The sequence below is a fragment of the Insolitispirillum peregrinum genome, assembly GCF_900156605.1.
GTDB classification, from domain to species: domain Bacteria; phylum Pseudomonadota; class Alphaproteobacteria; order Rhodospirillales; family Rhodospirillaceae; genus Insolitispirillum; species Insolitispirillum peregrinum.
In genome coordinates this window covers 490,479-514,100 of record NZ_FTOA01000002.1, presented here as the reverse complement: position 1 = coordinate 514,100, position 23,622 = coordinate 490,479, and the positions used below count along the sequence as shown (strand labels likewise).

Below are 23,622 nucleotides of genomic sequence, written 5' to 3'. Positions count from 1 at the left end.
GTATTGATAGACACTGTTAAACCAGTTCATGACGGGTGTGCGGCCGGGAAAAATCATCCTCGCCCCCCTTGGGGACCACGCCGCCGGGATTGATGGTGCGCTGGCTGCGGTAGTAATGGGCCTTGATGTGATCCAGACGGACCGTCTCGGCGACTCCGGGGACCTGATAGAGATCGCGGACATAGCCCGCCAAAGCCTGCGTATCGGCGATTCGGTAGGCATTGCATTTGAAATGCCCGAAATAGACCGCATCAAAGCGCACCAGCGTGGTGAACAGACGCCAATCAGCCTCGGTAATCTGCTCGCCAACCAGATAGCGGTGCTGGCTCAGGTGCTGTTCCAGCCAGTCCAGCGTCCGGAACAGCCGGTCGTAGGCTTCGTCATAGGCCTGCTGGGTGGTGGCAAAGCCCGCCCGGTAGACCCCGTTGTTCACGTCGGAGTAAATCCGGCTGTTGATGGCATCGATCTGCTCGCGCAGGGCCAGCGGGTAGAAATCCGGTCCTTGTGCCAGCGCCCCGAAGGCGCTGTTGAACATGCGGATGATTTCCGAGGACTCGTTGGAAACAATCGTCCCGCTGACCTTGTCCCACAGCAGGGGCACCGTCACCCGCCCGGTCATCGTCGGCTGGGCGGCGGTGTAGACCTGATGCAGGAAGCGCGCCCCGTGGATCGGGTCGGCACCGGGGGCAATTTCCCACCCCTGTTCCAGCATGTCCGGCCCGACCACGCTGACCGAAACCACGTCCTGCAACCCCTTCAGCGCCCGGACAATCAACGTCCGGTGCGCCCACGGACAGGCATAGGACACATACAGGTGATAGCGCCCGGCCTCGGCCGGATAGGGGCTGGCCGGATCATCGCTGATCCAGTGGCGGAAGCGGGCTTCTTCGCGTTCAAAGCGGCCACCGGTGGCGGCGGTATCGTACCAGTGATCCTGCCACTGACCATCGATCAACAGTCCCATCGGTGTGCTCCTCATCTCATGCGGTGAATTCCTGAGAAGCACTGTATGGTTCCAGAGAGAGATGGACAATTCAGTGAATTTTCACAATATTGTTTCGCTGTAGGAAACAAAGCCCCGGAGCCTCCGATGGACCGTCTGTCTGCGCTGGAGATTTTTGTCACTGTGGTCAGCGAAGGCAGTTTCTCGGCTGCCGCCCGCTCGCTGGGGATGAGCAAGTCAGCGGTCAGCAAGCATATTGCCGCGCTGGAAGACCGCCTCGGCGTCCGCCTGCTGAACCGCACCACCCGCCGCCTGTCGCTGACCGATGCCGGAGCCCTCTATTGCGAGCGCGCCAACCGGCTGATTGCCGAGGCCGAAGACGCCGAGGCCGAAGTGTCGCAACTGTCCTCCGCCCCCAAGGGGGTGTTGCGGCTCAGTGCCCCCTTGAGCTTCGGGATTCGCCACCTCGGCCCGCTGCTGCCGGCCTTTCTGGCGCAAAACCCCGGCCTGACGATTGATCTGAAGCTGGATGACCGGCTGGTCGATCTGGTGCAGGACGGCTTTGACATCGCCCTGCGGGTGACCACTCTCACCGACTCCAGCCTGATGGTCCGCCGTCTGTGCCCGTCGCGGGTGGTGATGGTTGCCAGCCCGGACTATCTGGCCGAACGCGGGATTCCCGCCGAACCGGCGGACCTGAAGGAACATGCCTGTCTGGTGTACAGCAACCAGACCTATGGGCTGGAATGGCGGCTGGTCGAGGCCGCCAGCGGCGACAAGCTGACCGTCCGTCTGGGGGACAGCCGGGTGCGGGCCAACAACGGCGACATCCTGCGCTTTGCCGCCTTGCAGGGGCAAGGCATCGCCATCCTGCCGACTTTTTTTGTCGGCGAGGATATTTCCTCGCAACGGTTGGTGCGGGTGTTGCCGGGGTGGGAAGGCGTCAGCAATGACGTCTGCCTCGTCTGGCCGCACGCCCGCTATACCCCGGCCAAGGTGCGGGCGTTCGTCGATTACATGGTCAAGGCACTGGGCGGCGGGACCCCGCCGTGGGAGGATTGCCCGTCACTCTCACGCGGCCTTCCTCCCTCTCAGGGATAACCCGTCAGCGGGGTAATCCTTCAGTGGGCGCTGACCGGTTCCAGCTCGTACTGCCGGATGGCAGCAAAGGCCACATCACGCGACGGGGCAGCCCCCAGCGGCTGTCCGTCGGCACCAAAGATGCCCCACACCGATTGACCTTCCGGGTTGACGCTCTGGCGGACATAGGCGGTGTGCCCCAGACCCAGACCGATAAAGCTGTCGGTATCACCAAGAATGAACGGGATGGCTTCGCTGGACGTCATGATAGTCCTCCTGACGCGACGGGCCGGTGCAGATCACCGGCTCCGTGCAGCCGTATGTATTCTGCCAGTGTCCTGTTAAACGGCGGTTAAATATCCCGCGCTCAGCGGGGGCGCCGTTCGGGGGACAGGTCAATGGTGCGCGGTTCGCTGACCATCGGCTCGCTGGCGGGGGGGGCACAATTGATCTTGATGTGACGAACCACCGGCTCGGGCATCGGACGCTCGAGGTCGATATGCAGCAGACCGTTGTCCAGATGGGCCCCGGTGATTTCGATGCCTTCGGCCAGCACAAAGCTGCGCTGGAACTGGCGTGAGGCAATGCCACGGTGCAGATAAATCTTTTGTCCGTCATCGCATTGCTGCTTGCCACGGATCACCAGCTGGTTGTCTTCGGTCGCCACCGACAAATCCTGTTCGGCAAACCCGGCAACGGCCAGAGTAATGCGCAAACGGTTTTCCCCGATCTGCTCGATATTATAGGGCGGATAGCCTTCGGCCTGGGTTTTGGAAACGCGGTCAAGCACACGTTCAAAATGATCAAAACCCAGCAGCAACGGGCTGTTGAAAACAGACATGCGGGTCACGGGAGTCCTCCTGTCGAGCGAGTCCCGGCATTGGACGCCACCGGGCGACCGCCGCCAACAGATAAAGCCAAGGGCCTGACATCTCAGCACCCGGTGAACCGGCGGTCCGGGATGGACCCGCCGGGCGAAACCGGCACCGGTCATCAGAATAACCGGTGTCCTGTCAATCTTGGTCAAGGCCGCGCATTCGTCAAGGGGGCCGGGCCTTCCAGAGAATTGACAGCCATCCGCCAGTGCCTCACTTTTGGGGCCATCATGACCGATCCTGCCGCTCCTCCGCCAGCCCCGACCGACCGCCGTTCCTTTTTACAGGAATTGGGCGACGCCCTGTATCCCGGTGACCGTCTGCTGCCACCGACCACGCTGGCGCGCATTGCCGATTCCTATGATTACACCCTGCGCACCCGTGGTCCCCGCCCGCAAAGTGTTCTGTGGGCCGGCTGGTACAGTCAGTGGCTGCGCTTTCGCGTGCTGCTGGGGGTGATCGAAAGACACTCCTGGCGCACCGGCGGGCTGGTGATCAATGATCTGGGCTGTGGCTATGGCGCGTTGTTCCACCACATCAAGCGCAAACGCTTTCTGAAGGGCGGCGACTATTACGGCTATGACCTGAGCGGATCGATGGTGCGGGCAGCGCGGCAGAAGACCAGTGACCCTCGGGCGACCTTCATCGAATCCGATCGGGTGACGCAGGACGCCGATTACAGTTTTTGTTCGGGAACCTTTGGCCTGCGCCTCGACACCCCGCCCGCCGAGTGGCGTCTGTATGTCCAGCAAGCCCTGAAGGCCACCGCCGAGCGTTCCCGTCGCGGGCTGGCCTTTAACCTGCTCGACAGTCGGGGGGAGGATGACAAGGAAACGCTGTATTATGCCGATCCCGAGGATTATCTCGATTTCTGCCGCCGCGAGCTGTCGCCCAACGTCACCCTGAAATGCGACTATGCCAAAAAAATCGACTTCACCATCTGGGTCAGGTTCTGACCGGAACCAGCCGTTACACGCTGATCACGCCGTAATACAGCCCTTTCACCACGGCGGTAATGCGGGAATCGGCCTCCAGCTTCCGCAGGATGTTGCGGAAGTGGTAGTCAACGCCATGCTCCGAGATATGCAGCAACTCGCCGATCACCCAGTTGCTTTTCCCGCGTGCCGCCTATTGCAGCACTTCCCGTTCACGCGATGACAACGACGGCGGAGCCGGTTCCGCAGGTGTTTCGACCAGCGTATTGTAGACCGCATGGAACTGCTGGGTAATCAGGTTGAGCTGTGGCAGCAGGCGGCGGGTGTCGGCGTTCGGTTCGCTGGAGGCCACCGCCAGCCCCACCAGCTCGCCACCCGGCCCGTGCAGCGGTACTGCCGCTCCATCATACAGCCGCGCATCACGGGCCTCGCCCATCACCTTTTTCTCGATGCGGGAAAAGCGGTAGCGTTCCGACAGCATATCCCATGAAAACGCCGTCCGTTGCAGCTGACCATACCGGCGCAGGGGATCAAGGGTCATGTAATCGCTGGAGACATAGTACTCCAGCCAGTTATCGGGATAGGTGCTGATCATACAGACCTGCTCGCTCAGCCGATGGGCCTGCAAGGCGCTGTACATCATCCGGTCAAAGCCCATGTCACCCAACGCACGCTTGAACAGCAGGCTTGCGTCCTCGACCGACCGGGCCGCCGTGCTTTCCTCGAAAAAGGTTGTTAAGTCCATGTCCCACCCCCACGCGGACCCCACAAGCGTGCAGATCAGTGTACCGGCAATCCTGACGCTAACGAATGATTACCCTGCATCGTCAGCAATTCTTCCGGTGTCGGCAATCCTGTGTATGCGCAAGGAAAACAACCCTTGAGAGAAATAGCCCTTTTTCCCTGATACAAAGCAAAGAAATGAATATCACAGGTTGATTATATAACTGCGGGATACCCCGCAAAGGCGCGGACCGCCCTTTCATTCCTGCCCTGAAACATCAAGGGGGCCCATGGCAGGAGCCCCCCTGACGAGAATGTTCCGGAACAGAAAGCCGCATAACGAGCGAATCGCCCATCCAGCTGGCTAGACCAGCGTGCGTTAAATCTGACGCAGGCAGGTCTAACCTTTTAACTTGTCGCAGTGATTTTGCGCAAAACCGGCACCATTTTTGCGCCCCCTGCTCTATTGTTTATTCATCGGTGCTGGTCGCCAGACGAATGCGAACCAGTCCCCGGAAATCATCCGGGTCAACAGCTTCGCCCTTGCGGGTGATTTCAACCTGTCCGTTACGGGCCAGATGAATCATCTGCTGCTTGACCGGGTTCATGTAACGGCGCCAGCCGTCTGCCGGGTCTTTGGCCTTGCGGTGTTCGGCAAAAAAGCTCTTTGCGACATCCTGCGGGCTGGTGCTGCCGTGCTGGTGGCACAGGGCAATGATCAGATGGGCAATCGGGTCGCCCTTTGGGGCGTCGTCATCGGTGTGTGCGGTGTTGCTCATGATACCTGTCAAATGGGATGCCAGAATGCTGGCGTTACTCAACGCTTTCGTCGCTGCGCAATCGCAGGGCCAAAGCGCGGATAACCGAATGGCCCACACGGTCATCCGGATCAAGACGGGCTGCCATGGCCAGCAGGTGTTCGGCTTCGGTCAGGGCAGCGGCCTTCAGTTTAACAAAAGCCAGCGCCTTTAGCATATAGGTATAAAACCGTTGGCTGCTATCGGGCCGCGCCATCTGCTCTGCCCAGTACGGTGGCAGGTCGGCGGCCAACACATCCCAGTCCGCCGGAAAATTTCCCTGCCGTGCTGCCGACGCCAGACCACCACCAGCCGCCTCGGCCGCAGCCGACAGAAACCCCTGATAGGTATTGATTTTGGTCAGGCAGAACCACGGCACCAGACAGGTCGGGTCTTCGGCCAGCGCCGCCCGGAAATGGCCTTCCGAGGCCGGACGGTCGTCATAATAGGCCGCCACCCCCTGTTGCAAATGGTGGTTCACCGCCGGAGGAATGGCCCCGAAGTCGATGATATCACCGTCTTGCAGCAGATCGGCGAGCCTGTCAGGAAACGATGCACACATGAAATGATCCCCCTTCCGCACCACGGACTGATGGCGTCGGACGTGGGGGGAGAACACGCCAGACTGTGGAGCGATCATAGCATCTGTTGCCAGGAAAACGAAATGGCCGCCGGAAGCTGGGGTATCCGGCGGCCAAGTCAGCCATCATCCACTGTCAGGCCATCGGCAGGAGTCCGATACCCAAAGGCAACAGGGGAGCGGTTCCCGCTGGCACAGTCACCGCTCTCTTTCTCATCGACAGCCGATCAACAGGCTGGATGATGGCTCGGGCCTTGCCGATGCGTCCCCCCTGCCGTGACTCAGGAAGGCGGAGGCCCGAAGTTCGTACACTTCAACTTCAGCAAACACGTTGTTGACTTGGATTTGTGAGCCTTGAACATGAACTCACGATACACGACAAACAGAAAACAGGATCATGGAGCGCTGCTCCAAACCTCGCTGGGGCCTTTAGGCCCCAGACCCCATTCCATTAACAATCAAAGAAAAAATGGAGGCTTGGGAGCATCGCTCCCGAACGGGTATGGGCGGTAGCCCATTATTGTCTCCCAACTGTCGTCTACCGTGATGTGAACCGCGCTCACAACTCCAGTCTTTTGTAGTGCCGCAGTGATGATGCGCAAAAGCGGTTCCCACTTTTGCGCTCACGGCTCTAGCGCGTCAGCAACCCGCGCGCGACCACCTGCGCCTGAATTTCGGCAGCGCCTTCAAAGATGTTGAGAATGCGCGAGTCGCACAGCACGCGGCTGATCTGGTATTCCTCGGCGTAACCATTGCCGCCGTGGATTTGCAGGGCGTTGTCGGCATTGCTCCACGCCACGCGAGCGGCCAGCAGCTTGGCCATCCCGGCTTCGATATCGCACCGGATATCGGCGTCCTTTTCACGACCGGCAAAGTAGGTCAGCTGGCGGGCAATCATCGTTTCGACCACCGACCACGCCACCTTTTGGTGAACGCGCGGGAAGGCAAACAGTTGCTTGCCGAACTGGACCCGTTCCTGAGCATAGCGCAGGCCGATTTCCAGCGCGTTCTGCGCCACCCCCACCGCACGGGCGGCGGTCTGGATGCGGGCCGATTCAAAGGTTTCCATCAACTGCTTGAAACCCTGACCTTCGACCCCGCCCAGCAGGTTGGCTGCCGGAACCTTGAAACCGTCGAACGACAGTTCATATTCCTTCATGCCACGATAGCCGAGCACATGGATTTCACCGCCCTCCATGCCCTGAGCCGGGAACGGATTGCCCTCTTCCCCACGCGGCTTTTCGGCCAGCAGCATCGACAGACCCTTGTAACCCTTTTCATCGGGGTTGGTACGGGTCAGCAGGGTCATCATGTCGGACCGGCTGGCGTGGGTGATCCAGGTCTTGTTGCCGGTGACGGTATAGGTATCGCCATCCAGTACCGCACGGGTACGCAGCGAGGCCAGATCAGAGCCGGTATTCGGTTCGGTAAACACCGCCGTCGGCAGGATTTCGCCCGAGGCGATCTTCGGCAGGTAGTGCTGCTTCTGCTCTTCGGTGCCACCCAGACGGATCAGCTCGCCAGCGATTTCCGAACGGGTACCCAGCGACCCGACGCCGATATAGGCACGCGACAATTCCTCGGTGACGACGCACATCGCCATCTTGCCCATGCCCAGCCCGCCGTATTCTTCCGGGATGGTCAGGCCAAAGACACCCATTTCGGCCATCTGTTCGACGACCGACAACGGGATCAGCTCGTCTTTCAGATGCCATTCGTGGGCATAGGGCACCACCTGATCTTCGGCAAACTTGCGGAACTGGTCGCGGATCATGTCCAGCGTCTCGTCATCCATGCCGAGATCGCCAAAATGGCCATCAGCCACCAGTTCCGAGATGCGCTTTTTGCAGGCGGCGGTAAAGCCGTGCTCGCGCAGCAGGGTGGTATAGGGCGACTGCATCAACTGGCGCTGACGCACCTCGATGCCGAAATCGGCCAGACGAATGTATTCGCCCTGGCTCATCGGGATGCCGCCGTAAATCTGGTGCAGGTATTCGGAATAGGCCGCCTGCAGGATCAACTGTTCCAGTTCGCCGAAACGACCAGCAGCCTCCAGCCGCTTGCCCCATTCCAGCATTTGTTCCAGAGCAGCGACATAGGTCGCATACCATGCATAGCCATGGGCGGAGTGCTGGTTTTCCTCAAACAGCGCGCCATCCACTTTGCCGCCCGGGGCAACGCGGGCCGTGACGGCCTTGTGCAACGTGATCCGCACGTCGCGCGCCAGTTCAAGGGCGCGTTCGCAGGTGTGAAGCAGGTCGGAAAGGATCAGGGGCTTGCCCATCGCGGACATGGTGCGGTCTCCGCAAGAAAATAAGAAAGGGTCCTCACGCGCTCCCCCGGTCTGAACCGGGGAAGCGCGAAACAGGCGAGGCAATCAGCCGTGCAGGCAGTCTTCCAGGGTCCGGCGACCCGGCTTCACTGCCTGCACCATCACGGCCATGTTGCCCGGCTTGTGCTGGTTGCGCAGCATCTTGGTGTGGGCCTTGGGAATGTCATCCCAAGAGAACACTTCGGACATGCACGGATCAATCCGGCGCTCGACCACCAGCTGGTTGGCCTGATTGGATTCCTTGGCGTGGGCAAAGTGGCTGCCCTGAATGCGCTTTTGCCGCATCCACACAAAGCGGGCGTCAAAGGTCAGGTTAAAGCCGGTGGTCCCGGCGCAGAACACCACCATCCCGCCGCGCTTGACGACGTTGCAGGACACCGGGAAGGTCTGTTCACCCGGATGTTCAAAGACGATATCGACGTCCTTGCCCTTGCCGGTGATGTCCCAGATGGCTTTCCCGAACTTGCGGGTTTCCTTCATGTAGGCATCAAAGCCTTCGCCGTTGACCGGCGGCAGCTGGCCCCAGCAGTTGAAGTCCTTGCGGTTCAGCACCGCCTTGGCCCCCAGGCTCATCACGAAGTCGCGCTTGGTTTCGTCCGAGATCACCCCGATGGCGTTGGCGCCGACGGTGGCGCACAGCTGCACCGCCATCGACCCCAGACCACCCGACGCCCCCCACACCAGCACGTTGTGGCCGGGGCGGATGATGTGCGGACGATGCCCGAACAGCATGCGATAGGCGGTGGCCAGCACCAGCGTGTAGCACGAGGCTTCTTCCCAGGTCAGGTGCTTGGGACGCGGCATGCACTGCTGCGACTGGACGCGGGTGAACTGGGCGAACGAGCCGTCGGGGGTTTCATAGCCCCAGATGCGCTGACTGGGCGAGAACATCGGGTCGCCGCCATTGCACTCTTCGTCTTCGCCGTCGGTCTGGTTGCAGTGGACGACCACTTCGTCGCCAACCTTCCAGCGGGTGACCTTCGCGCCGACCTTCCACACGATGCCCGAGGCGTCAGAACCAGCGATGTGGTAGTCCTGCTTGTGCACGTCGAACACCGAGATGGGCTTGCCGAGACCGGCCCACACTCCGTTGTAGTTGACCCCGGCGGCCATCACCATCACCAGCACTTCGTGCGAGTCCAGTTCCGGCACATCGACGACTTCCTGCTGGAAGGACTGCTCGGGATTCCCCTGCCGCTCGCGGCGGATGGCCCAGGCGTACATCTTCTTTGGCACATGGCCCAGCGGCGGGATCTCACCCAGCTCATAGAGATCCTTGACTTGCTGTCCCGGATGGAGCTGGACGACCTCGGCGGCTTCGGTCATGGCGGTCTCCCTATTCTGCTTGCCTGCCCCGATGGTGTCTGTTGCACGGGGGGACGGGGCAATGGTTGACTGAATTGCGGCGGCATTCAGGGCCGGCTCTTGTGGACGGAAACAACGACCTGTCTGTCGTGGGGCCGGTGGGGCCTGATCATCATTCCCGACGGTGACTGTTTTTCCGGTTTACCGTTTTGCGGCTTCCTTCGCAATGCACAAAATGATAAATTCTTTCGCAAAGGAGACGCAATAGGTAATATTGTGTCTCACGAACAGAATGAACCTGCGGGCGTCACCACCCCGCCCGTTGCCTTGTGAGGGAGCCCCCGATGTCTGATTCGCCCGCCGCCGCACCGTCCTCCGCCCCGCAAAACCGCGATAAGCCCTGGCTGTTCCGGACCTATTCCGGGCATTCGTCGGCCAGGGACACGAATCGCCTTTTCCGCACGAATCTTTCGCGCGGGCAGACCGGGCTGTCGGTGGCCTTTGACCTGCCGACCCAGACCGGCTACGACTCCGATCATGTGCTGGCCCGCGGCGAGGTCGGTAAAGTGGGGGTTCCGGTGTGCCATCTGGGCGACATGAGCGCCCTGTTCGAGGGCATTCCCCTCGACAAGATGAATACCTCGATGACCATCAACGCCCCGGCGGCCTGGCTGCTGTCGCTGTATGTTGCCGCAGCGGAAAAGCAGGGCGCGGCCCGCTCCTCGCTGTCCGGCACCACCCAGAACGACGTGATCAAGGAATACCTGTCGCGCGGCACCTACATCTTCCCGCCCGAGCCGTCGCTGCGCCTGATCAACGACGTGATTTCGTTCACCTATCGGGAAATCCCCAAATGGAACCCGATGAATGTCTGCTCGTACCACCTGCAGGAAGCCGGGGCGACCGCCGAACAGGAACTGGCCTATGCGCTGGCCACCGCGATTGCCGTTCTCGATACCGTCAAGGCCGGAGGCCAAGTGCCGGAGTCGGATTTTCCGACCGTGGTCGGCCGCATCTCGTTCTTCGTCAACGCTGGCGTCCGATTCGTCACCGAACTGTGCAAGATGCGCGCCTTTGGCGAGCTATGGGATGAAATCTGCCGCGAACGCTATGGCGTTGAAGAAGAAAAGTACCGCCGCTTCCGCTATGGCGTGCAGGTCAACAGCCTGGGCCTGACCGAACAGCAGCCGGAAAACAACGTTTACCGCATCCTGCTGGAAATGCTGGCGGTCACCCTGTCAAAGAACGCCCGCGCCCGCGCCGTGCAGTTGCCCGCGTGGAACGAAGCCCTCGGCCTGCCGCGCCCGTGGGATCAGCAGTGGTCACTGCGCCTGCAACAGATCGTCGCCTACGAAACTGACCTGCTGGAATACGGCGACATTTTCGACGGCTCGACCGAAATCGCCCGCAAGGTCGAAGAGCTGAAGGATCAGGCCCGCGATGAACTGGCCCGCCTTGACGGCATGGGCGGGGCGGTGGCGGCCATCGAATCGAGCTACATGAAGCAGAAGCTGGTCGAATCGAACAGCCGCCGTTTGCGGGCGATCGAATCGGGCGAACAGACGGTGGTCGGGGTGAACAAGTTCTCCGAGGGCGCCCCGTCACCGCTGACCGCCGGCGATGGGGCGATCATGACCGTTGACCCGAAAGCCGAACAGGAACAGATCGACGCCCTGAAGGCGTGGCGGGAACAGCGCGACTCCAAGGCCGCCGAAAAGGCCCTCGCCGAGCTGCGCTCTGCCGTGCAGGAAGGCCGCAACGTGATGGAGCCGTCGATCGCCTGCGCCCATGCCGGTGTCACCACCGGTGAATGGTCGGACATCCTGCGGCAGGTGTACGGCGAATACCGTGCTCCGACCGGGGTTGGACGGGCGGCCAGTGCCGATTCGACCGGCGGCATGGCAGCGGTGCGCGCCCGCGTCGAAGACGTGTCCGGCAAGCTGGGCCGTCGGGTAAAGATGCTGGTCGGCAAGCCGGGTCTGGATGGCCATTCCAATGGTGCGGAGCAGGTGGCGGTGCGTGCCCGCGATGCCGGGATGGAAGTGGTCTATGAAGGCATCCGCCTGACCCCGGCCCAGATCGTCAACGCCGCGCTGGAAGAAAGCGTCCACGTCGTCGGCCTGTCAATCCTGTCCGGCTCGCATATTCCGCTGGTCACCGAAGTGATGGAACGGATGCGCGCCGCCGGTCTGACCGACATTCCGGTGGTGGTCGGCGGCATCATTCCGCCCGAAGACGAAGCCCTGCTGAAGGCTGGCGGCGTGGCCCGCGTCTACACCCCCAAGGACTACGATCTGACCGCCATCATGAACGACATCGTCACCTTGCTGGAAGAGCAGAAGATCGCGGCATAGCGCGCCCTGCCGCCAGACCCGAACGGGAACGCCGTTGGCCGCGACGTTCCCGCTTTTCCCGACATCTGCAAGAATGTCCCCTGGTCGGTGCCGGGAAGAGCACGCCCCCATTCCTTTGGCGACACAGGAATGGGGGCTGTGGTTTCAAACAGTGTGTGAAAAACGGTTCCCACTCTTCACAGTACACGACAGTTGGTGGAAAAGAATGGGCTATCGCCCAACCCCTTTCGGGGCCTGAGGCCCCGACCATTCACTTGGGGGCGATGCCCCGGGCCCCCATTTTTTCTTTTATGATCAAAGGAATGGGGCCTGGGGCCTCAAGGCCCCAGCGAGGTGTGGAGCAGCGCTCCACGTCCTTGTTCCCTAACTGTCGTGTACGGTTCCCACTTTTGCGCTCACTGCTCTAACGCGACACATCCCTCAGGCAGGCCGCCGGATCACCGGGGTTGCCGTCAAGGCCGCGGCTGCCAACCCAATCGGCGCGCAAGCCGTTATTCGGGTTATCGCGCGGCGGATAAAACACCACATCCAGCACACAGCTTTGGGCGCTGTATTGCCAGACCTCAGCCGGGGGTTCGCGACGGGTGAGCGTCGGGGCCCCCAACCGGTCCCGCACATCTGCCGGGGTATGCCCCTTGATATCGGTCACCGATGGCACGCCACCGCGATTGCCGCCCCGCATCGCGGTTCCGTCCACCCCCGCACAGCCGCTGAGGCCCACCCCCAGGGCAGCCACACTCAGCAAGGCCATCACAACCCGACCGGAACGTTGTCCGAAGGCCTCGAACGGACGATATGCGGCAATGGTCATTCCCGGAACTCCCTTGATGGACACGATGTGTGATGGATACGATCTGCAGGATGCGCCAAAAGACGCAGGCGAACACCGTTACGCCGACAACAGCGGGCGTTGCGGCAGCCTGTGGGCACGATGGGTCATCGCCGCCACCCCAAGGACCGGTGCCAGAATATTCACCACCGGGATCAACAGAATCAAGGCGGTCAGGATACCCATGGTCCAGATCGACCCCAGATGAGCCCGCCGGATAGTGCGCACCGATGCGGTCGGTTGCCGCCGCAGGCCGACGAGTTCGAAATATTCCCGGCTGATCAGATAGCCGTTCAGGGCCACAAAGGCCGCCTGCCCGACCAGCGGAAACAGCAGCAACGGCAGCATCAACAGGTTGAGCGCCACCGATGCCAGCACCAGCCGCACCGACCCGATCAGGCTTTCGGCCAGGGGGATATCCCGGCCCGGCGGCAGGTCGGGATAATGGCGGGCTTCGACCGCTTTTACCACATCCTCAAGGAACACGCCGAGGATACCGGTAATCACCGCCGGAAACAGCAACCATGCCACCACCGGCACCAGCACGATGGCTCCCCAGTCGAGAATGCTTTCCCACAGCGGCAAACCGTTCAGCAGCGTGGTGCCGAACATCAGCCACGCCGCGCCACCGCACAGCACCGCATAGACAATGATCGTTGCCAGCAGCGAGATCATGATGATACGCCTGATTTTGGGATCGCCCAGTTGTCCAACAGCAAGGGCAAAGGCTCGGATCACAACAACTCTCCTGAACAGGACAAGGCGGAAGGGTACCTTAACCTAAGAGAGGCCACTGGTATCGCCAAGGGGGAAGCGGCAAGACAGGTTGCGGAAAAATGCTCTTTATGCGGATATATACTTAATTATTCACAGCAACTGACTGTCATTTTCTCTTTTCTTTTTACAACTCCTATTTACCATCAGCCTTTCGGTTCCATTGCCCCCATGCAGCCCGCCTCCGCCGGGACAAGCCCATCTTGCCGGAATAAGCCTATTTTACCGGAATAAGGACGTCTGGATGACCGCAACCCGCTATGATGTCGTTGCCATCGGGAACGCCATTGTCGACATTCTGGCCTCGGCTGACGACGCGTTTCTCGCGGCCCGTTCGCTGCCCAAGGGGCGGATGGTGCTGATTGATGAGGCCCAGGCCGATGCCTTGTACGACCAGATGGGGCCAGCCGTCGAAGCCTCCGGTGGCTCGGCCGCCAACACCGTCGCCGGACTGGCGTCGCTGGGCAGCACCGCCGCCTTCATCGGCAAGGTCGCCGATGACACGCTGGGCACGGTGTTCCGCCACGACATCACCGCCATCGGGGTGCACTATGAGACTCCCCCCGCCGTCGATGGTCCGGCCACCGCCCGCTGCATGGTGCTGATCACGCCGGATGCCGACCGCACCATGTCGACCTACCTCGGGGCCTGTACCCGCCTGACCCCGGCCGATATCGACGAATCGATCATCGTCGACAGCAAGGTTCTGTACGTCGAAGGCTATCTGTGGGACGAGCCCGAAGCCAAGGACGCCATCATGCAGGCGATCTGCGCCGCCAAGGAAGCAGGCCGTCAGGTAGCCCTGTCACTGTCCGATTCGCTGTGCGTGCGCCGTCACCACGAAGAATTTCAGGAGCTGGTCGCCGGTTTCGTCGATATCCTGTTCGCCAACGAGGCCGAAATCTGTGCCCTGTTTGACGCCCCTTTTGAACAGGCCGTTCAGGCCATTCGCGGTACGGTCGCCATCGCCGCCCTGACCCGTGGGGCCGATGGCTGTCAGGTGGTTACTGCCAAGGAAATCCTCACAGTCCCGATCCGCACCAGCGTTACCGTGGTCGATACCACCGGGGCCGGTGACCTGTTTGCCGCAGGCTTTCTGCACGGGCTGACACAGGGGCAATCGCTGCTCGACTGTGCCCGTCTGGGCAACCTGTGCGCCGCCGAGGTGATCAGCCATGTTGGTCCACGTCCGGCTGTTTCGCTGAAGACGCTGGTTCTCGAGGCAATGGCAGTGTAAACTGCCGCCATCGTGCTTTGGACAAGCGCCCTGCACCCCCTGACGGGATGCGCCTCGGGGGTGCGCCTCGGGGGTGCGACAGTATTGAACGACAGGCCCGGCAAATCTGCTCCTCCCACTTTCCAATGGGGGCAGATTTGCCGAGCCTGTCGTTTGTCCGGCTTTCGTTAACTTTGGAACTCACATGGATCTCCGCAATATCGCGATCATCGCGCACGTCGACCATGGCAAAACCACCCTGGTGGACGCCATGCTCAAGCAATCTGGCACCTTCCGCGACAACCAGCGCGTCGCTGACCGCGCCATGGACAGCAATGACCTGGAACGCGAGCGTGGCATCACCATTCTGGCGAAGTGCACCTCGGTCGAATGGGAAGGCCACCGGATCAACATCGTTGACACCCCGGGCCACGCCGACTTCGGCGGTGAAGTCGAACGCATCCTGTCGATGGTCGATGGCGTGGTGTTGCTGTGCGACTCCGCCGAAGGTCCGCTGCCGCAGACCAAGTTCGTGCTGTCCAAGGCCCTGAAGCTCGGCCTGCGTCCGATCGTTCTGATCAACAAGGTTGACCGTCAGGACGCCCGTCCGCACGAAGTCCACGACGAAGTGTTCGACCTGTTCAGCTCGCTGGACGCCAGCGACGAACAGCTCGACTTCCCGACCCTGTTCGCTGTCGGTCGTGATGGCTGGGCCGTCGAAGATCTGGAGCAGGCTCCGGGCACCGACCTGCGTCCGCTGTTCGAACTGATCCTGCGCCACGTCCCGGCACCGAAGCGCGACCTCGACGCCTCGTTCTCGATGCTGGCCACCACGCTGGAAGCCGACCCGTATCTGGGCCGCATCCTGACCGGCCGTATCGCGACCGGCCGCGCCAAGGTCAACATGGCGATCAAGGCGCTGTCGCGCGATGGCCAGTTGATCGAACAGGGCCGCGCCTCCAAGCTGCTGGCCTTCCGTGGCCTGCAGCGCGTGCCGGTGGACGAAGCCGAAGCGGGCGACATCATCGCCATCGCCGGTCTGGCCAAGGCCAACGTCGCCGACACCATTTGCGCCCCGGACGTCAGCGAAGCTCTGGCCGCCCAGGCCATTGACCCGCCGACGCTGGCGATGACCTTCACCGTCAACGACAGCCCGCTGGCGGGCACCGAAGGCGACAAGCTGACCTCGCGCGTCATCAAGGCCCGTCTGGAACGCGAAGCCGAAGGCAACGTTGCCATTCGCATCACCGAAAGCGAAGACAAGGACGCCTTTGAAGTCGCCGGTCGTGGCGAACTGCAGCTGGGCGTGCTGATCGAAACCATGCGCCGCGAAGGGTTCGAACTGTCGATCTCGCGTCCGCGCGTGCTGTTCACCACCGACGAAAACGGCCAGCGTTGCGAACCGCTGGAAGAAGTCGTGGTGGACGTCGACGAAGAGTTCTCCGGCTCGGTGGTGGAAAAGCTCAGCCTGCGCAAGGCCGAAATGACCGACATGCGTCCGTCGGGCGGCGGCAAGGTGCGCATCACCTTCCTCGCTCCGTCGCGCGGCCTGATCGGCTACCACTCGGAATTCCTGACCGACACCCGTGGCACCGGCATCATGAACCGCCTGTTCCACAGCTATGGCCCGTATCGTGGCGCCATCGAAGGCCGTCGTCAGGGTGTGCTGATCTCGAACGGCACCGGCGATGCGGTGGCTTACGCGCTGTTCAACCTGCTGGACCGTGGTCCGCAGTTCGTTGAACACAACACCAAGGTCTACGAAGGCATGATCGTCGGGGAACACACCCGCGGCAACGACCTCGAAGTCAACGTGTTGAAGGGCAAGCAGCTCACCAACATGCGTGCTTCGGGCAAGGATGACGCGGTCAAGCTGCCGCCGATCCGTCGCATGACCCTGGAAGAAGCCCTGTCGTACATTCAGGACGACGAGCTGGTGGAAGTGACCCCGCAGACCATCCGTCTGCGCAAGCGTTACCTCGACCCGCATGACCGCAAGCGCGCCGCGCGGTCGGTCAGCGAATAAGGTTTCAGACCTTTCTCGCAACAAAACAGGGTGCTCCGGTGGGGCACCCTGTTTTTGTTTTGTGGCAAGAGGGGAAACGACGCTACCCCCAAACCCCCATTTTTCTTTCAAGATCAAAAAGTGGGGTCCGGGGCCTCAAGGCCCCGGTGAGGTGTGGAGCAGCGCTCCACGATCTTCTTACCGTTACGCCAGCGTTTCATCGCGCCGCAGGAAATCAATCACCATCGCATTGAACTTGTCGGCATGTTCCCACTGTGCCCAGTGACCACAGCGGTTAAAGACGTGCAGCTCGGCGTTCTGCATCCCCCACAGCAGGCGCAAGCCGACATCCAGCGGCACAAAGCGGTCATCCCGCCCCCAGATCACCAGCGCCGGAGCCTTGATTTCCCCCAGACGCGGGCTGACATCGGGGAACTGCCGTGGATTGGCGGCCAGACTCTTGACGAAGTTGTCCAGATGGTCGCGGCGGTCCAGCATCGCCTCCAGCCGGGTCTGGATCAGCTCGTCGGTCAACTTGCTGGCATCGAACATGAACACATTGAGCATTTTCTTCAGGGCTTCGACCGTCGGGTCCCGATAGACCGCCTGCAACAGCTTGATGCCTTCCAGCGGCATCGGCTGGAACAGGCTGGGGCCGCCGGTGCCGCCGCCCATCATCACCAGCTTGCCCACCCGCTGCGGCCAGGCGAGGGCAAAGGCCACCGCACTGTGGCCCCCCATCGAATTGCCGATGATGTGGACCGTTTCCAGCCCGAGACAATCCAACAGGCCCTTCAGCGCCCGCGCATTCAGTTCCGAACGCGAGCCGGTGCAGACAATCGGGTCGCTTTTGCTCCAGCCGGGGCAATCCATCAGGATCACCCGATAGCCCGCAGCGGCCAGCGGCTCGATATTGCGGCTGAAGTTGGCCCAGCCACTGGCCCCCGGCCCGGAGCCATGCAGCATCACCACCGTCTCGCCAGAAGACCCGGCACCGGTATCGTTGTAATGCAGGCGCAAACGCAGATCGCCTTCGGCAATATCGGCATAGGCACTGGTGGCGCTCTCGGTCAGTGTCGTCGGATCACAGCTCATCAGGAAACGTCCTTTTCATCAATCATGGGGCAGGTCTACGGTCGAGGTGCCCGCCCTCAACTGGCGAGCATCTGCTGGTGCTTGCTGTTCAGGCCGAGGTAGCTTTCGATCACTCTGGGATCATGGCGCAGGGTTTCCGCCGGGCCATCCATCCGCACTGTGCCGTTTTCCAGCACATAGCCATGGTCGGCGACCTGCAAGGCCGCACGGGCGTTTTGTTCCACCAGCAGAATGGCAATCCCGGCCTGCCGCAGATCAACAAGGATGCGGAAAATGTCGCGGACGATCAGCGGCGCCAGACCAAGGCTTGGCTCGTCGAGCATCAGCAAACGCGGCTTGGCCATCAGCGCCCGCCCAACCGCCAGCATCTGGCGCTCGCCGCCGGACAGGGTGCCTGCCGCCTGCGTGCGCCGCTCGCGCAGACGGGGGAACAGGTCATAGACCTGCTCCATCGTCTGGCGGCTGTCACGGGCGCCCTGCCGGTGGCGGTGAAAGGCCCCCAGCACCAGATTGTCCTCGATGCTCATCGAGCCGAACAGTTCACGCGATTCCGGTACCAGCGCGATACCGTGATCAACCATCTGGCTGACCTCGGGCGTGCCCACCGGCTGACCATCGACCCGGATCGTTCCGGCCCGCACCGGCAACAGCCCCATCAGCGCCGACAGGGTGGTGGTCTTGCCCGCCCCGTTGGGACCGATCACCGTCACGATGCTGGCCGGGGGGACGGTCAGGGAAACGCCGCTGACCGCCTCGACCTTGCCATAACACACCGCCAGATCTTCAACCTGTAAAACCGGAGTGGGGATAGTCATGCCTCAACGCCTCCCAGATAGGCTTCAAGGACCGCCGGATTGCTCTGGATGTCTTCTGGCAGGCCTTCGGCGATTTTCTGGCCGAATTCCATCACCACCACCCGATCCACCAGACCCATCACGAAGTCCATGTCATGTTCGACCAGCAACACCGCCATGCCTTCGGCCCGCAGACGGGTCAGCAAGGCGGCCAGCGCCTGTTTTTCCTTCAGCCGCAAGCCGGCGGCAGGCTCGTCGAGCAGCAACAGGCAGGGGTCCGAACACAGGGCGCGGGCGATTTCCAGCAACCGCTGCTGCCCCAGAGCCAGACTGCCCGCCTCGTCATGCATCACCTCGCCCAGACCGACCCGCTCGACCTGAGCGGCGGCATCGCGCAGCAGACGGGCTTCCTCCGCCCGCTCCAGACGCCAGGCGGCGGACAGGACACCGCGCTGGCCGCGCCGATGAGCGCCCAGCGCCACGTTCTCCAGCACGCTCATCCGTGACAGCACCTTGACGTGCTGAAAGGTCCGGCTCATGCCCAGCGCCGCAATCCGCCGCGCCCCCAGACCGGCAATCGCCCGCCCACGGAACAGGATCTCGCCCGAGGTCGGGGTATCGACCCCCGACAACTGGTTGAACATGGTGCTTTTCCCGGCTCCGTTGGGGCCGATCAGGGCGAGGATTTCCCCGGCCCGCACCTCCAGACTCATCGCGTTGTTGGCGACCAGCCCGCCAAAGCGACGGGTCACCTCACGCGCCTGCAAGATCACCTCGCCATGCGGTGGCTGGTCCTTGCGCGGCAGCGGGGCGGCCTGCGGGTCAATCACCTTGACCTCCTGCCGCACCGGCACCAGCCGGGCCAGCAGCGGCCACAGGCCATCGCGCGCCCGTTGCAGCATCAGCACCATCAGCAGGCCAAAGACGATTACTTCGTAATTGCCCGCACTGCCGAACAGGCGCGGCAGGATGTCCTGCAACCATTGTTTCAGCAGGGTAATGACTCCCGCCCCCAGCAAGGCCCCCCAGACGTGCCCGGCCCCGCCGACCACCGCCATGAACAGATATTCAATGCCGATATGCAGGCCGAACGGCGTCGGATTGACGAAGCGTTGCAGGTGAGCGTACAGCCAGCCAGCGGTGCAGGCATGCAGGGCGGCAATCACAAAGATGATCATCCGCGCCCGCCCGGTGTCGATGCCCATCGCCTCGGCCATCACCCGCCCGCCCTTCAGGGCACGGATGGCCCGGCCTTCGCGGGAATCCAGCAGGTTGCGCGAGGTCAGGACCGCCACCAGCACCACCAGCCACACCACATAGTAATAGTGGCGGGACTCGGTCAGCGGAAAGCCGAACAGCTCCAGCGGCGGAATGCCGGACAGGCCGGAATGGCCCCCCAGCATCTCGGTGGTACCGAACAGGAAATACAGGCTGATTCCCCACGCCATCGTTCCCAGCGGCAGGTAATGCCCCGACAGCCGCAAGGTCACCGAGCCAAGGACAATCGCCACCACCGAGGTCAGCAGCAGGCCAACCAGCAGGGCCAGCCACGGCGATCCGGCCAGCATCGCCAGCGCGGGTGGCAGGTCGGTCCCGGCGGTCAGCACCGCCGTGGTATAGGCCCCCAGCCCGACAAATGCCGCCTGCCCGAACGAGGTCAGCCCGCCAATCCCGGTCAGCAGCACCAGCCCCAGAGCCACCAGCGCCGACAGGCCGACATAGTTCAGCAGGGTGACGGTGAAGTCCGACAGCACCAGCGGTGCCAGCAGCACGGCCAGCAGGAACAGCACCAGCAGGGTCTGCGGACGCAACAGCCCCCAGCTCACCCCACGCCCGGCAGGACGAGAGGAGGTTGATGATACCGGCGCGCCACTCATTCATCGTCCTCCACACCATGAGAAAGGATCGACCGGGCCATCAGCACCGGCAGGATCAGGGTAAACACCAGCACATCCTTGAAGGCGCTGGCCCAGAACGAGGAAAAGGATTCCAGCAGACCAACCAGCAACGCCCCGCCAGCCGCGAGCGGATAGCTGCCCAGACCGCCAATGATCGCCGCCACAAAGCCCTTCAGGCCGACCAGAAAACCGCTATCGTAATAAACGGTGGACAACGGGGCGAACATCAGCCCGGCCATCACCCCGATCAGCGCCGCCAGCAGAAAGGTCAACCGCCCAGCCAGCGCCGGAGAAATGCCCATCAGGCGGGCGCCATTGCGATTGACCGCCGTCGCGCGCAGGGCCTTGCCATACAACGAGCGGCCAAAGAACAGGTACAATCCACCGATCAGCAGCAGCGAAGCGGCCATCACCACCAGCGTATGACCACCGACCAGCAGGCTGCCCAGCTCCAGTTGCGCCTCACTGAACGGCTGGGTGCGTGATCCTTCCGGCCCGAAGATCAACAGGCCCACCCCGACCAGCAGGAAATGAATCGATACGGCAACGATCAGCAGCACCAGCACCGATGCTTCGGCCAGCGGCTGAAAGGCCAGCCGGTACAGCATCGGCCCCAGCGGCACCACCACCAGCATCACCAGCAGGGCCTGCACCGCCTGCGGCAACGCCGCCAGTGGCAACAGCGACAGCAGCCCGGCCAGCACCAGCGGGTAGGCGACATTCCATCCTGCCGACCGCAGCAAGGCCCGCCGGTCGCGCCGCTGGCGCTGGCTCCACAAGTCCAGCACGAACACCAGTCCGCCCGCCAGCAGCAACACCCACAGGGTGCCGGGAACATGCCCGGCCTCGACGGTAGCCATGCTCAACGCCCCCCAGGCGAGGAATTCACCCTGGGGAATGAAAATGATCCGGGTCACGGCAAACACCATCACCAGCGCCAGCGCCAGAATGGTGTAAATCGCCCCGTTGGTGATGCCGTCCTGTGCCAGGAACAGCATGATACTCGGGTCCATTGCGGGCCTCCTGCCAACACCTGCGAGGCCGGAAGCCTGTCGCCCCCGGCCTGTGTTTCACCGATCGCCTTCAGGCGACCGCGCCCTGCCGGGCTTCGCACTGGCGGGCCTCACGCTGGCGGGCAAGGGTCAGGGCGGTGTCTTCGATCATGTCTTCCTGACCGCCGACCATCCCGCGCCGTCCCAGTTCGACCAGAATTTCCCGCGCCGGAACGCCGTACTTCTGTTCGGCCCGCTTGGCGAACAGCAGGAACGACGAGTACACCCCGGCATAGCCCAGAGTCAGGGAATCGCGGTCAATGCGGATCGGATGGTCCATGATCGGCACCACCCGGTCTTCGGCCACATCGCAGATGGCAAAGGTATCAACGCCGGTGACGATGCCCATCCGGTCACAGACCGCCACCAGCACCTCCATCGGGGTATTCCCGGCCCCGGCGCCCAGACCGGCGGCGGCGGCATCAATCCGGGTTGCCCCGGCCCGGATGGCGGCAATCGAGTTGGCCACCCCCATCGCCAGATTGTGATGGCCGTGGAAACCCAGTTCGGTCTCCGGCTTCAGCGCCGCCCGCACCGCCGTCAGGCGGGCGGTGACATCCTCGGGCAGCATGTAGCCCGCCGAGTCGGTGACATAGACGCAGTTGGCCCCATAGCCTTCCATCAGCAGGGCCTGCTCCACCAGCTTTTCCGGGCTGGCCATGTGGGCCATCATCAGAAAGCCGACGGTATCCATCTCCAGACGGCGAGCCATGCTGATGTGCTGCTCCGACACATCGGCTTCGGTGCAATGGGTGGCAACCCGGATGGTGTGAACGCCCAGCTCGTGGGCCATTTGCAGATGGTCCACCGTCCCGATCCCCGGCAGCAGCAGTGCCGACACCTTGGCCCGGGTCATGCGGGGGATCACCGTTTTCAGATAGTCTTCGTCGCTGTGGGCCGGAAAGCCGTAGTTGACCGACGATCCGCCCAGACCATCACCATGGGTGACTTCGATCAGCGGCACTCCCGCCTGATCGAGACCACAGGCAATGTCGGCCATCTGCTCCAGACTCATCTGGTGGCGCTTGGGGTGCATGCCGTCGCGCAGGGTCATGTCGTGGAGGGTGATTTTGCTTCCGCGCAGGGTGCTCATGGGTCGTTCTCCCGTCGAATGTTCTTGCTGTTGTAACCAGAGCGGTTTCACACGCAGGCAACCTGCGCGGCGAACAGCTCGGCGGTGCGGGCGGCGGCGGCGGTCATGATGTCGAGATTGCCGGCGTATTTCGGCAGGTAGTCCCCCAGTCCTTCGACTTCGAGGAACAGCGACACCCGGTTGCCGTCGAACACCGGCCCGTTGACCAGTCGATAGCCGGGAACGTAGGTCTGCACCTCGGCCACCATCTGCTGCACCGAGGCGGTGATTGCCTCGCGGTCGGGGGCCGTTTCGGTCAGGCAATGAACCGTGTCGCGCATGATCAGCGGCGGTTCGGCCGGATTGATGATGATGATCGCCTTACCCTTGCGCGCCCCGCCGACCTCCTCGATGGCGCGGGCAGTGGTGCGGGTAAACTCGTCAATGTTCCGGCGGGTGCCCGGTCCGGCACTGCGCGAGCTGATCGCCGCCACGATCTCGCCATAGGCCACCGGCTGAACCCGGGAGATGGCGGCGATCATCGGGATCGTCGCCTGTCCGCCACAGGTCACCATGTTGACGTTCATTTCACCCCGTCCCAGATGCTCGCGCAGGTTCACCGGCGGCACACAGAACGGCCCGATCGCCGCCGGGGTCAGGTCGATCATCATCACCCCCAACGCCGTCAGCTTGCGGCTGTTTTCGGCGTGGACATAGGCCGAGGTGGCATCAAAGGCGATACGGATGCCGTCAGCCTGCACATGCGGCAGCAGGCCGTCCACCCCCTCGGCGGTGGTCTTCAGGCCCATCGCCCGCGCCTTGGCCAGCCCGTCGGAAGACGGGTCAATCCCGACCATCCACACCGGTTCCAACAACGGACTACGCTGGAGTTTAGCCAGCAGGTCGGTCCCGATATTGCCCGGCCCGATCAGGGCACACTTGATCTTGTTGCTTGTCATCAAC

The 23,622-nt window shown here is 62.5% G+C and carries 21 protein-coding genes and 1 pseudogene; 5 read left to right on the top strand and 17 right to left on the bottom strand.

Annotated elements, in window-relative coordinates:
• Positions 1 to 16 precede the first annotated feature (16 nt).
• Complete coding sequence (locus BW995_RS06330; protein ID WP_076399324.1) at positions 17 to 964, bottom strand: glutathione S-transferase family protein; 948 nt, start codon at positions 962 to 964, stop codon at positions 17 to 19.
• Between the two features lie 126 nt (positions 965 to 1,090).
• On the opposite strand from BW995_RS06330, the gene BW995_RS06325 reads away from it, so the two are divergent.
• Entirely contained in the window at positions 1,091 to 2,044 is a 954-nt protein-coding gene (locus BW995_RS06325; RefSeq protein ID WP_076399323.1) for a LysR family transcriptional regulator, read from the top strand.
• Positions 2,045 to 2,064: 20 nt separating this feature from the next.
• Here BW995_RS06325 and BW995_RS06320 read toward each other — a convergent pair whose 3' ends face one another.
• On the bottom strand, positions 2,065 to 2,289 hold the full coding sequence (locus tag BW995_RS06320; protein ID WP_076399322.1) for a DUF1150 family protein: 225 nt from the start codon (positions 2,287 to 2,289) through the stop codon (positions 2,065 to 2,067).
• A gap of 101 nt (positions 2,290 to 2,390) precedes the next feature.
• A complete protein-coding gene (locus BW995_RS06315) occupies positions 2,391 to 2,873 on the bottom strand; it encodes an Hsp20 family protein (RefSeq protein WP_076399321.1) in 483 nt (160 codons plus the stop codon).
• A gap of 255 nt (positions 2,874 to 3,128) precedes the next feature.
• Here BW995_RS06315 and BW995_RS06310 point away from each other — a divergent pair, with 255 nt between their 5' ends.
• Positions 3,129 to 3,854: a class I SAM-dependent methyltransferase gene (locus tag BW995_RS06310; protein ID WP_175617002.1), complete on the top strand. Its 726-nt coding sequence runs from the start codon at positions 3,129 to 3,131 to the stop codon at positions 3,852 to 3,854.
• A 13-nt stretch (positions 3,855 to 3,867) separates the two neighbouring features.
• On the opposite strand, the pseudogene BW995_RS20250 reads toward BW995_RS06310, so the two are convergent.
• From BW995_RS20250 to ccrA, 6 genes and pseudogenes are all read right to left on the bottom strand, one after another.
• Positions 3,868 to 4,011: pseudogene (locus BW995_RS20250) on the bottom strand (LuxR C-terminal-related transcriptional regulator); the annotation flags it as partial.
• Positions 4,012 to 4,026: 15 nt separating this feature from the next.
• Positions 4,027 to 4,578 (bottom strand): autoinducer binding domain-containing protein, encoded by a 552-nt coding sequence (locus tag BW995_RS06300; protein ID WP_084194633.1) that lies wholly within the window; start codon positions 4,576 to 4,578, stop codon positions 4,027 to 4,029.
• A 448-nt stretch (positions 4,579 to 5,026) separates the two neighbouring features.
• Positions 5,027 to 5,335, bottom strand: coding sequence for a DUF3253 domain-containing protein (locus BW995_RS06295; protein ID WP_076399320.1), 309 nt, complete (start codon positions 5,333 to 5,335; stop codon positions 5,027 to 5,029).
• Between the two features lie 34 nt (positions 5,336 to 5,369).
• Complete coding sequence (locus tag BW995_RS06290) at positions 5,370 to 5,915, bottom strand: hypothetical protein (protein WP_076399319.1); 546 nt, start codon at positions 5,913 to 5,915, stop codon at positions 5,370 to 5,372.
• A 649-nt stretch (positions 5,916 to 6,564) separates the two neighbouring features.
• Positions 6,565 to 8,226, bottom strand: coding sequence for an acyl-CoA dehydrogenase family protein (locus BW995_RS06285; RefSeq protein WP_076399318.1), 1,662 nt, complete (start codon positions 8,224 to 8,226; stop codon positions 6,565 to 6,567).
• 84 nt (positions 8,227 to 8,310) lie between these two features.
• The gene (gene ccrA, locus BW995_RS06280) at positions 8,311 to 9,591 is read right to left on the bottom strand and encodes a crotonyl-CoA carboxylase/reductase (RefSeq protein WP_076399317.1); all 1,281 of its coding nucleotides are present in this window, start codon (positions 9,589 to 9,591) and stop codon (positions 8,311 to 8,313) included.
• 323 nt (positions 9,592 to 9,914) lie between these two features.
• On the opposite strand from ccrA, the gene BW995_RS06275 reads away from it, so the two are divergent.
• Positions 9,915 to 11,924 carry a protein meaA gene (locus tag BW995_RS06275; RefSeq protein WP_076399316.1) on the top strand — a complete coding sequence of 670 codons (2,010 nt, stop codon included), beginning with the start codon at positions 9,915 to 9,917 and terminating at the stop codon, positions 11,922 to 11,924.
• Positions 11,925 to 12,327: 403 nt separating this feature from the next.
• Here BW995_RS06275 and BW995_RS06270 read toward each other — a convergent pair whose 3' ends face one another.
• Together BW995_RS06270 and BW995_RS06265 are read right to left on the bottom strand one after the other, a co-directional pair.
• Positions 12,328 to 12,735 (bottom strand): hypothetical protein, encoded by a 408-nt coding sequence (locus BW995_RS06270; RefSeq protein WP_076399315.1) that lies wholly within the window; start codon positions 12,733 to 12,735, stop codon positions 12,328 to 12,330.
• Between the two features lie 78 nt (positions 12,736 to 12,813).
• Positions 12,814 to 13,491, bottom strand: coding sequence for an EI24 domain-containing protein (locus BW995_RS06265; RefSeq protein ID WP_076399314.1), 678 nt, complete (start codon positions 13,489 to 13,491; stop codon positions 12,814 to 12,816).
• 280 nt (positions 13,492 to 13,771) lie between these two features.
• Between BW995_RS06265 and BW995_RS06260 the strand changes: the two genes are divergently transcribed.
• Complete coding sequence (locus BW995_RS06260; protein ID WP_076399313.1) at positions 13,772 to 14,764, top strand: adenosine kinase; 993 nt, start codon at positions 13,772 to 13,774, stop codon at positions 14,762 to 14,764.
• A gap of 184 nt (positions 14,765 to 14,948) precedes the next feature.
• Entirely contained in the window at positions 14,949 to 16,769 is a 1,821-nt protein-coding gene (gene typA / locus BW995_RS06255; protein WP_076399312.1) for a translational GTPase TypA, read from the top strand.
• Positions 16,770 to 16,952: 183 nt separating this feature from the next.
• Here typA and BW995_RS06250 read toward each other — a convergent pair whose 3' ends face one another.
• The 6 genes from BW995_RS06250 to BW995_RS06225 form a co-directional block, all read right to left on the bottom strand.
• On the bottom strand, positions 16,953 to 17,843 hold the full coding sequence (locus BW995_RS06250; protein WP_076399311.1) for an alpha/beta fold hydrolase: 891 nt from the start codon (positions 17,841 to 17,843) through the stop codon (positions 16,953 to 16,955).
• A 56-nt stretch (positions 17,844 to 17,899) separates the two neighbouring features.
• On the bottom strand, positions 17,900 to 18,658 hold the full coding sequence (locus BW995_RS06245; protein ID WP_076399310.1) for an ABC transporter ATP-binding protein: 759 nt from the start codon (positions 18,656 to 18,658) through the stop codon (positions 17,900 to 17,902).
• Positions 18,655 to 20,514, bottom strand: coding sequence for a branched-chain amino acid ABC transporter ATP-binding protein/permease (locus tag BW995_RS06240; RefSeq protein WP_084194631.1), 1,860 nt, complete (start codon positions 20,512 to 20,514; stop codon positions 18,655 to 18,657). Before BW995_RS06240 ends, BW995_RS06245 begins: the two co-directional genes overlap by 4 nt.
• Positions 20,511 to 21,548, bottom strand: a complete 1,038-nt coding sequence (locus tag BW995_RS06235) for a branched-chain amino acid ABC transporter permease (protein ID WP_076399309.1) — start codon at positions 21,546 to 21,548, stop codon at positions 20,511 to 20,513. Before BW995_RS06235 ends, BW995_RS06240 begins: the two co-directional genes overlap by 4 nt.
• A gap of 70 nt (positions 21,549 to 21,618) precedes the next feature.
• Positions 21,619 to 22,680 carry a 4-hydroxy-2-oxovalerate aldolase gene (gene dmpG / locus BW995_RS06230; RefSeq protein WP_076399308.1) on the bottom strand — a complete coding sequence of 354 codons (1,062 nt, stop codon included), beginning with the start codon at positions 22,678 to 22,680 and terminating at the stop codon, positions 21,619 to 21,621.
• A 47-nt stretch (positions 22,681 to 22,727) separates the two neighbouring features.
• Positions 22,728 to 23,618 (bottom strand): acetaldehyde dehydrogenase (acetylating), encoded by an 891-nt coding sequence (locus BW995_RS06225; RefSeq protein WP_076399307.1) that lies wholly within the window; start codon positions 23,616 to 23,618, stop codon positions 22,728 to 22,730.
• Positions 23,619 to 23,622 lie beyond the last annotated feature (4 nt).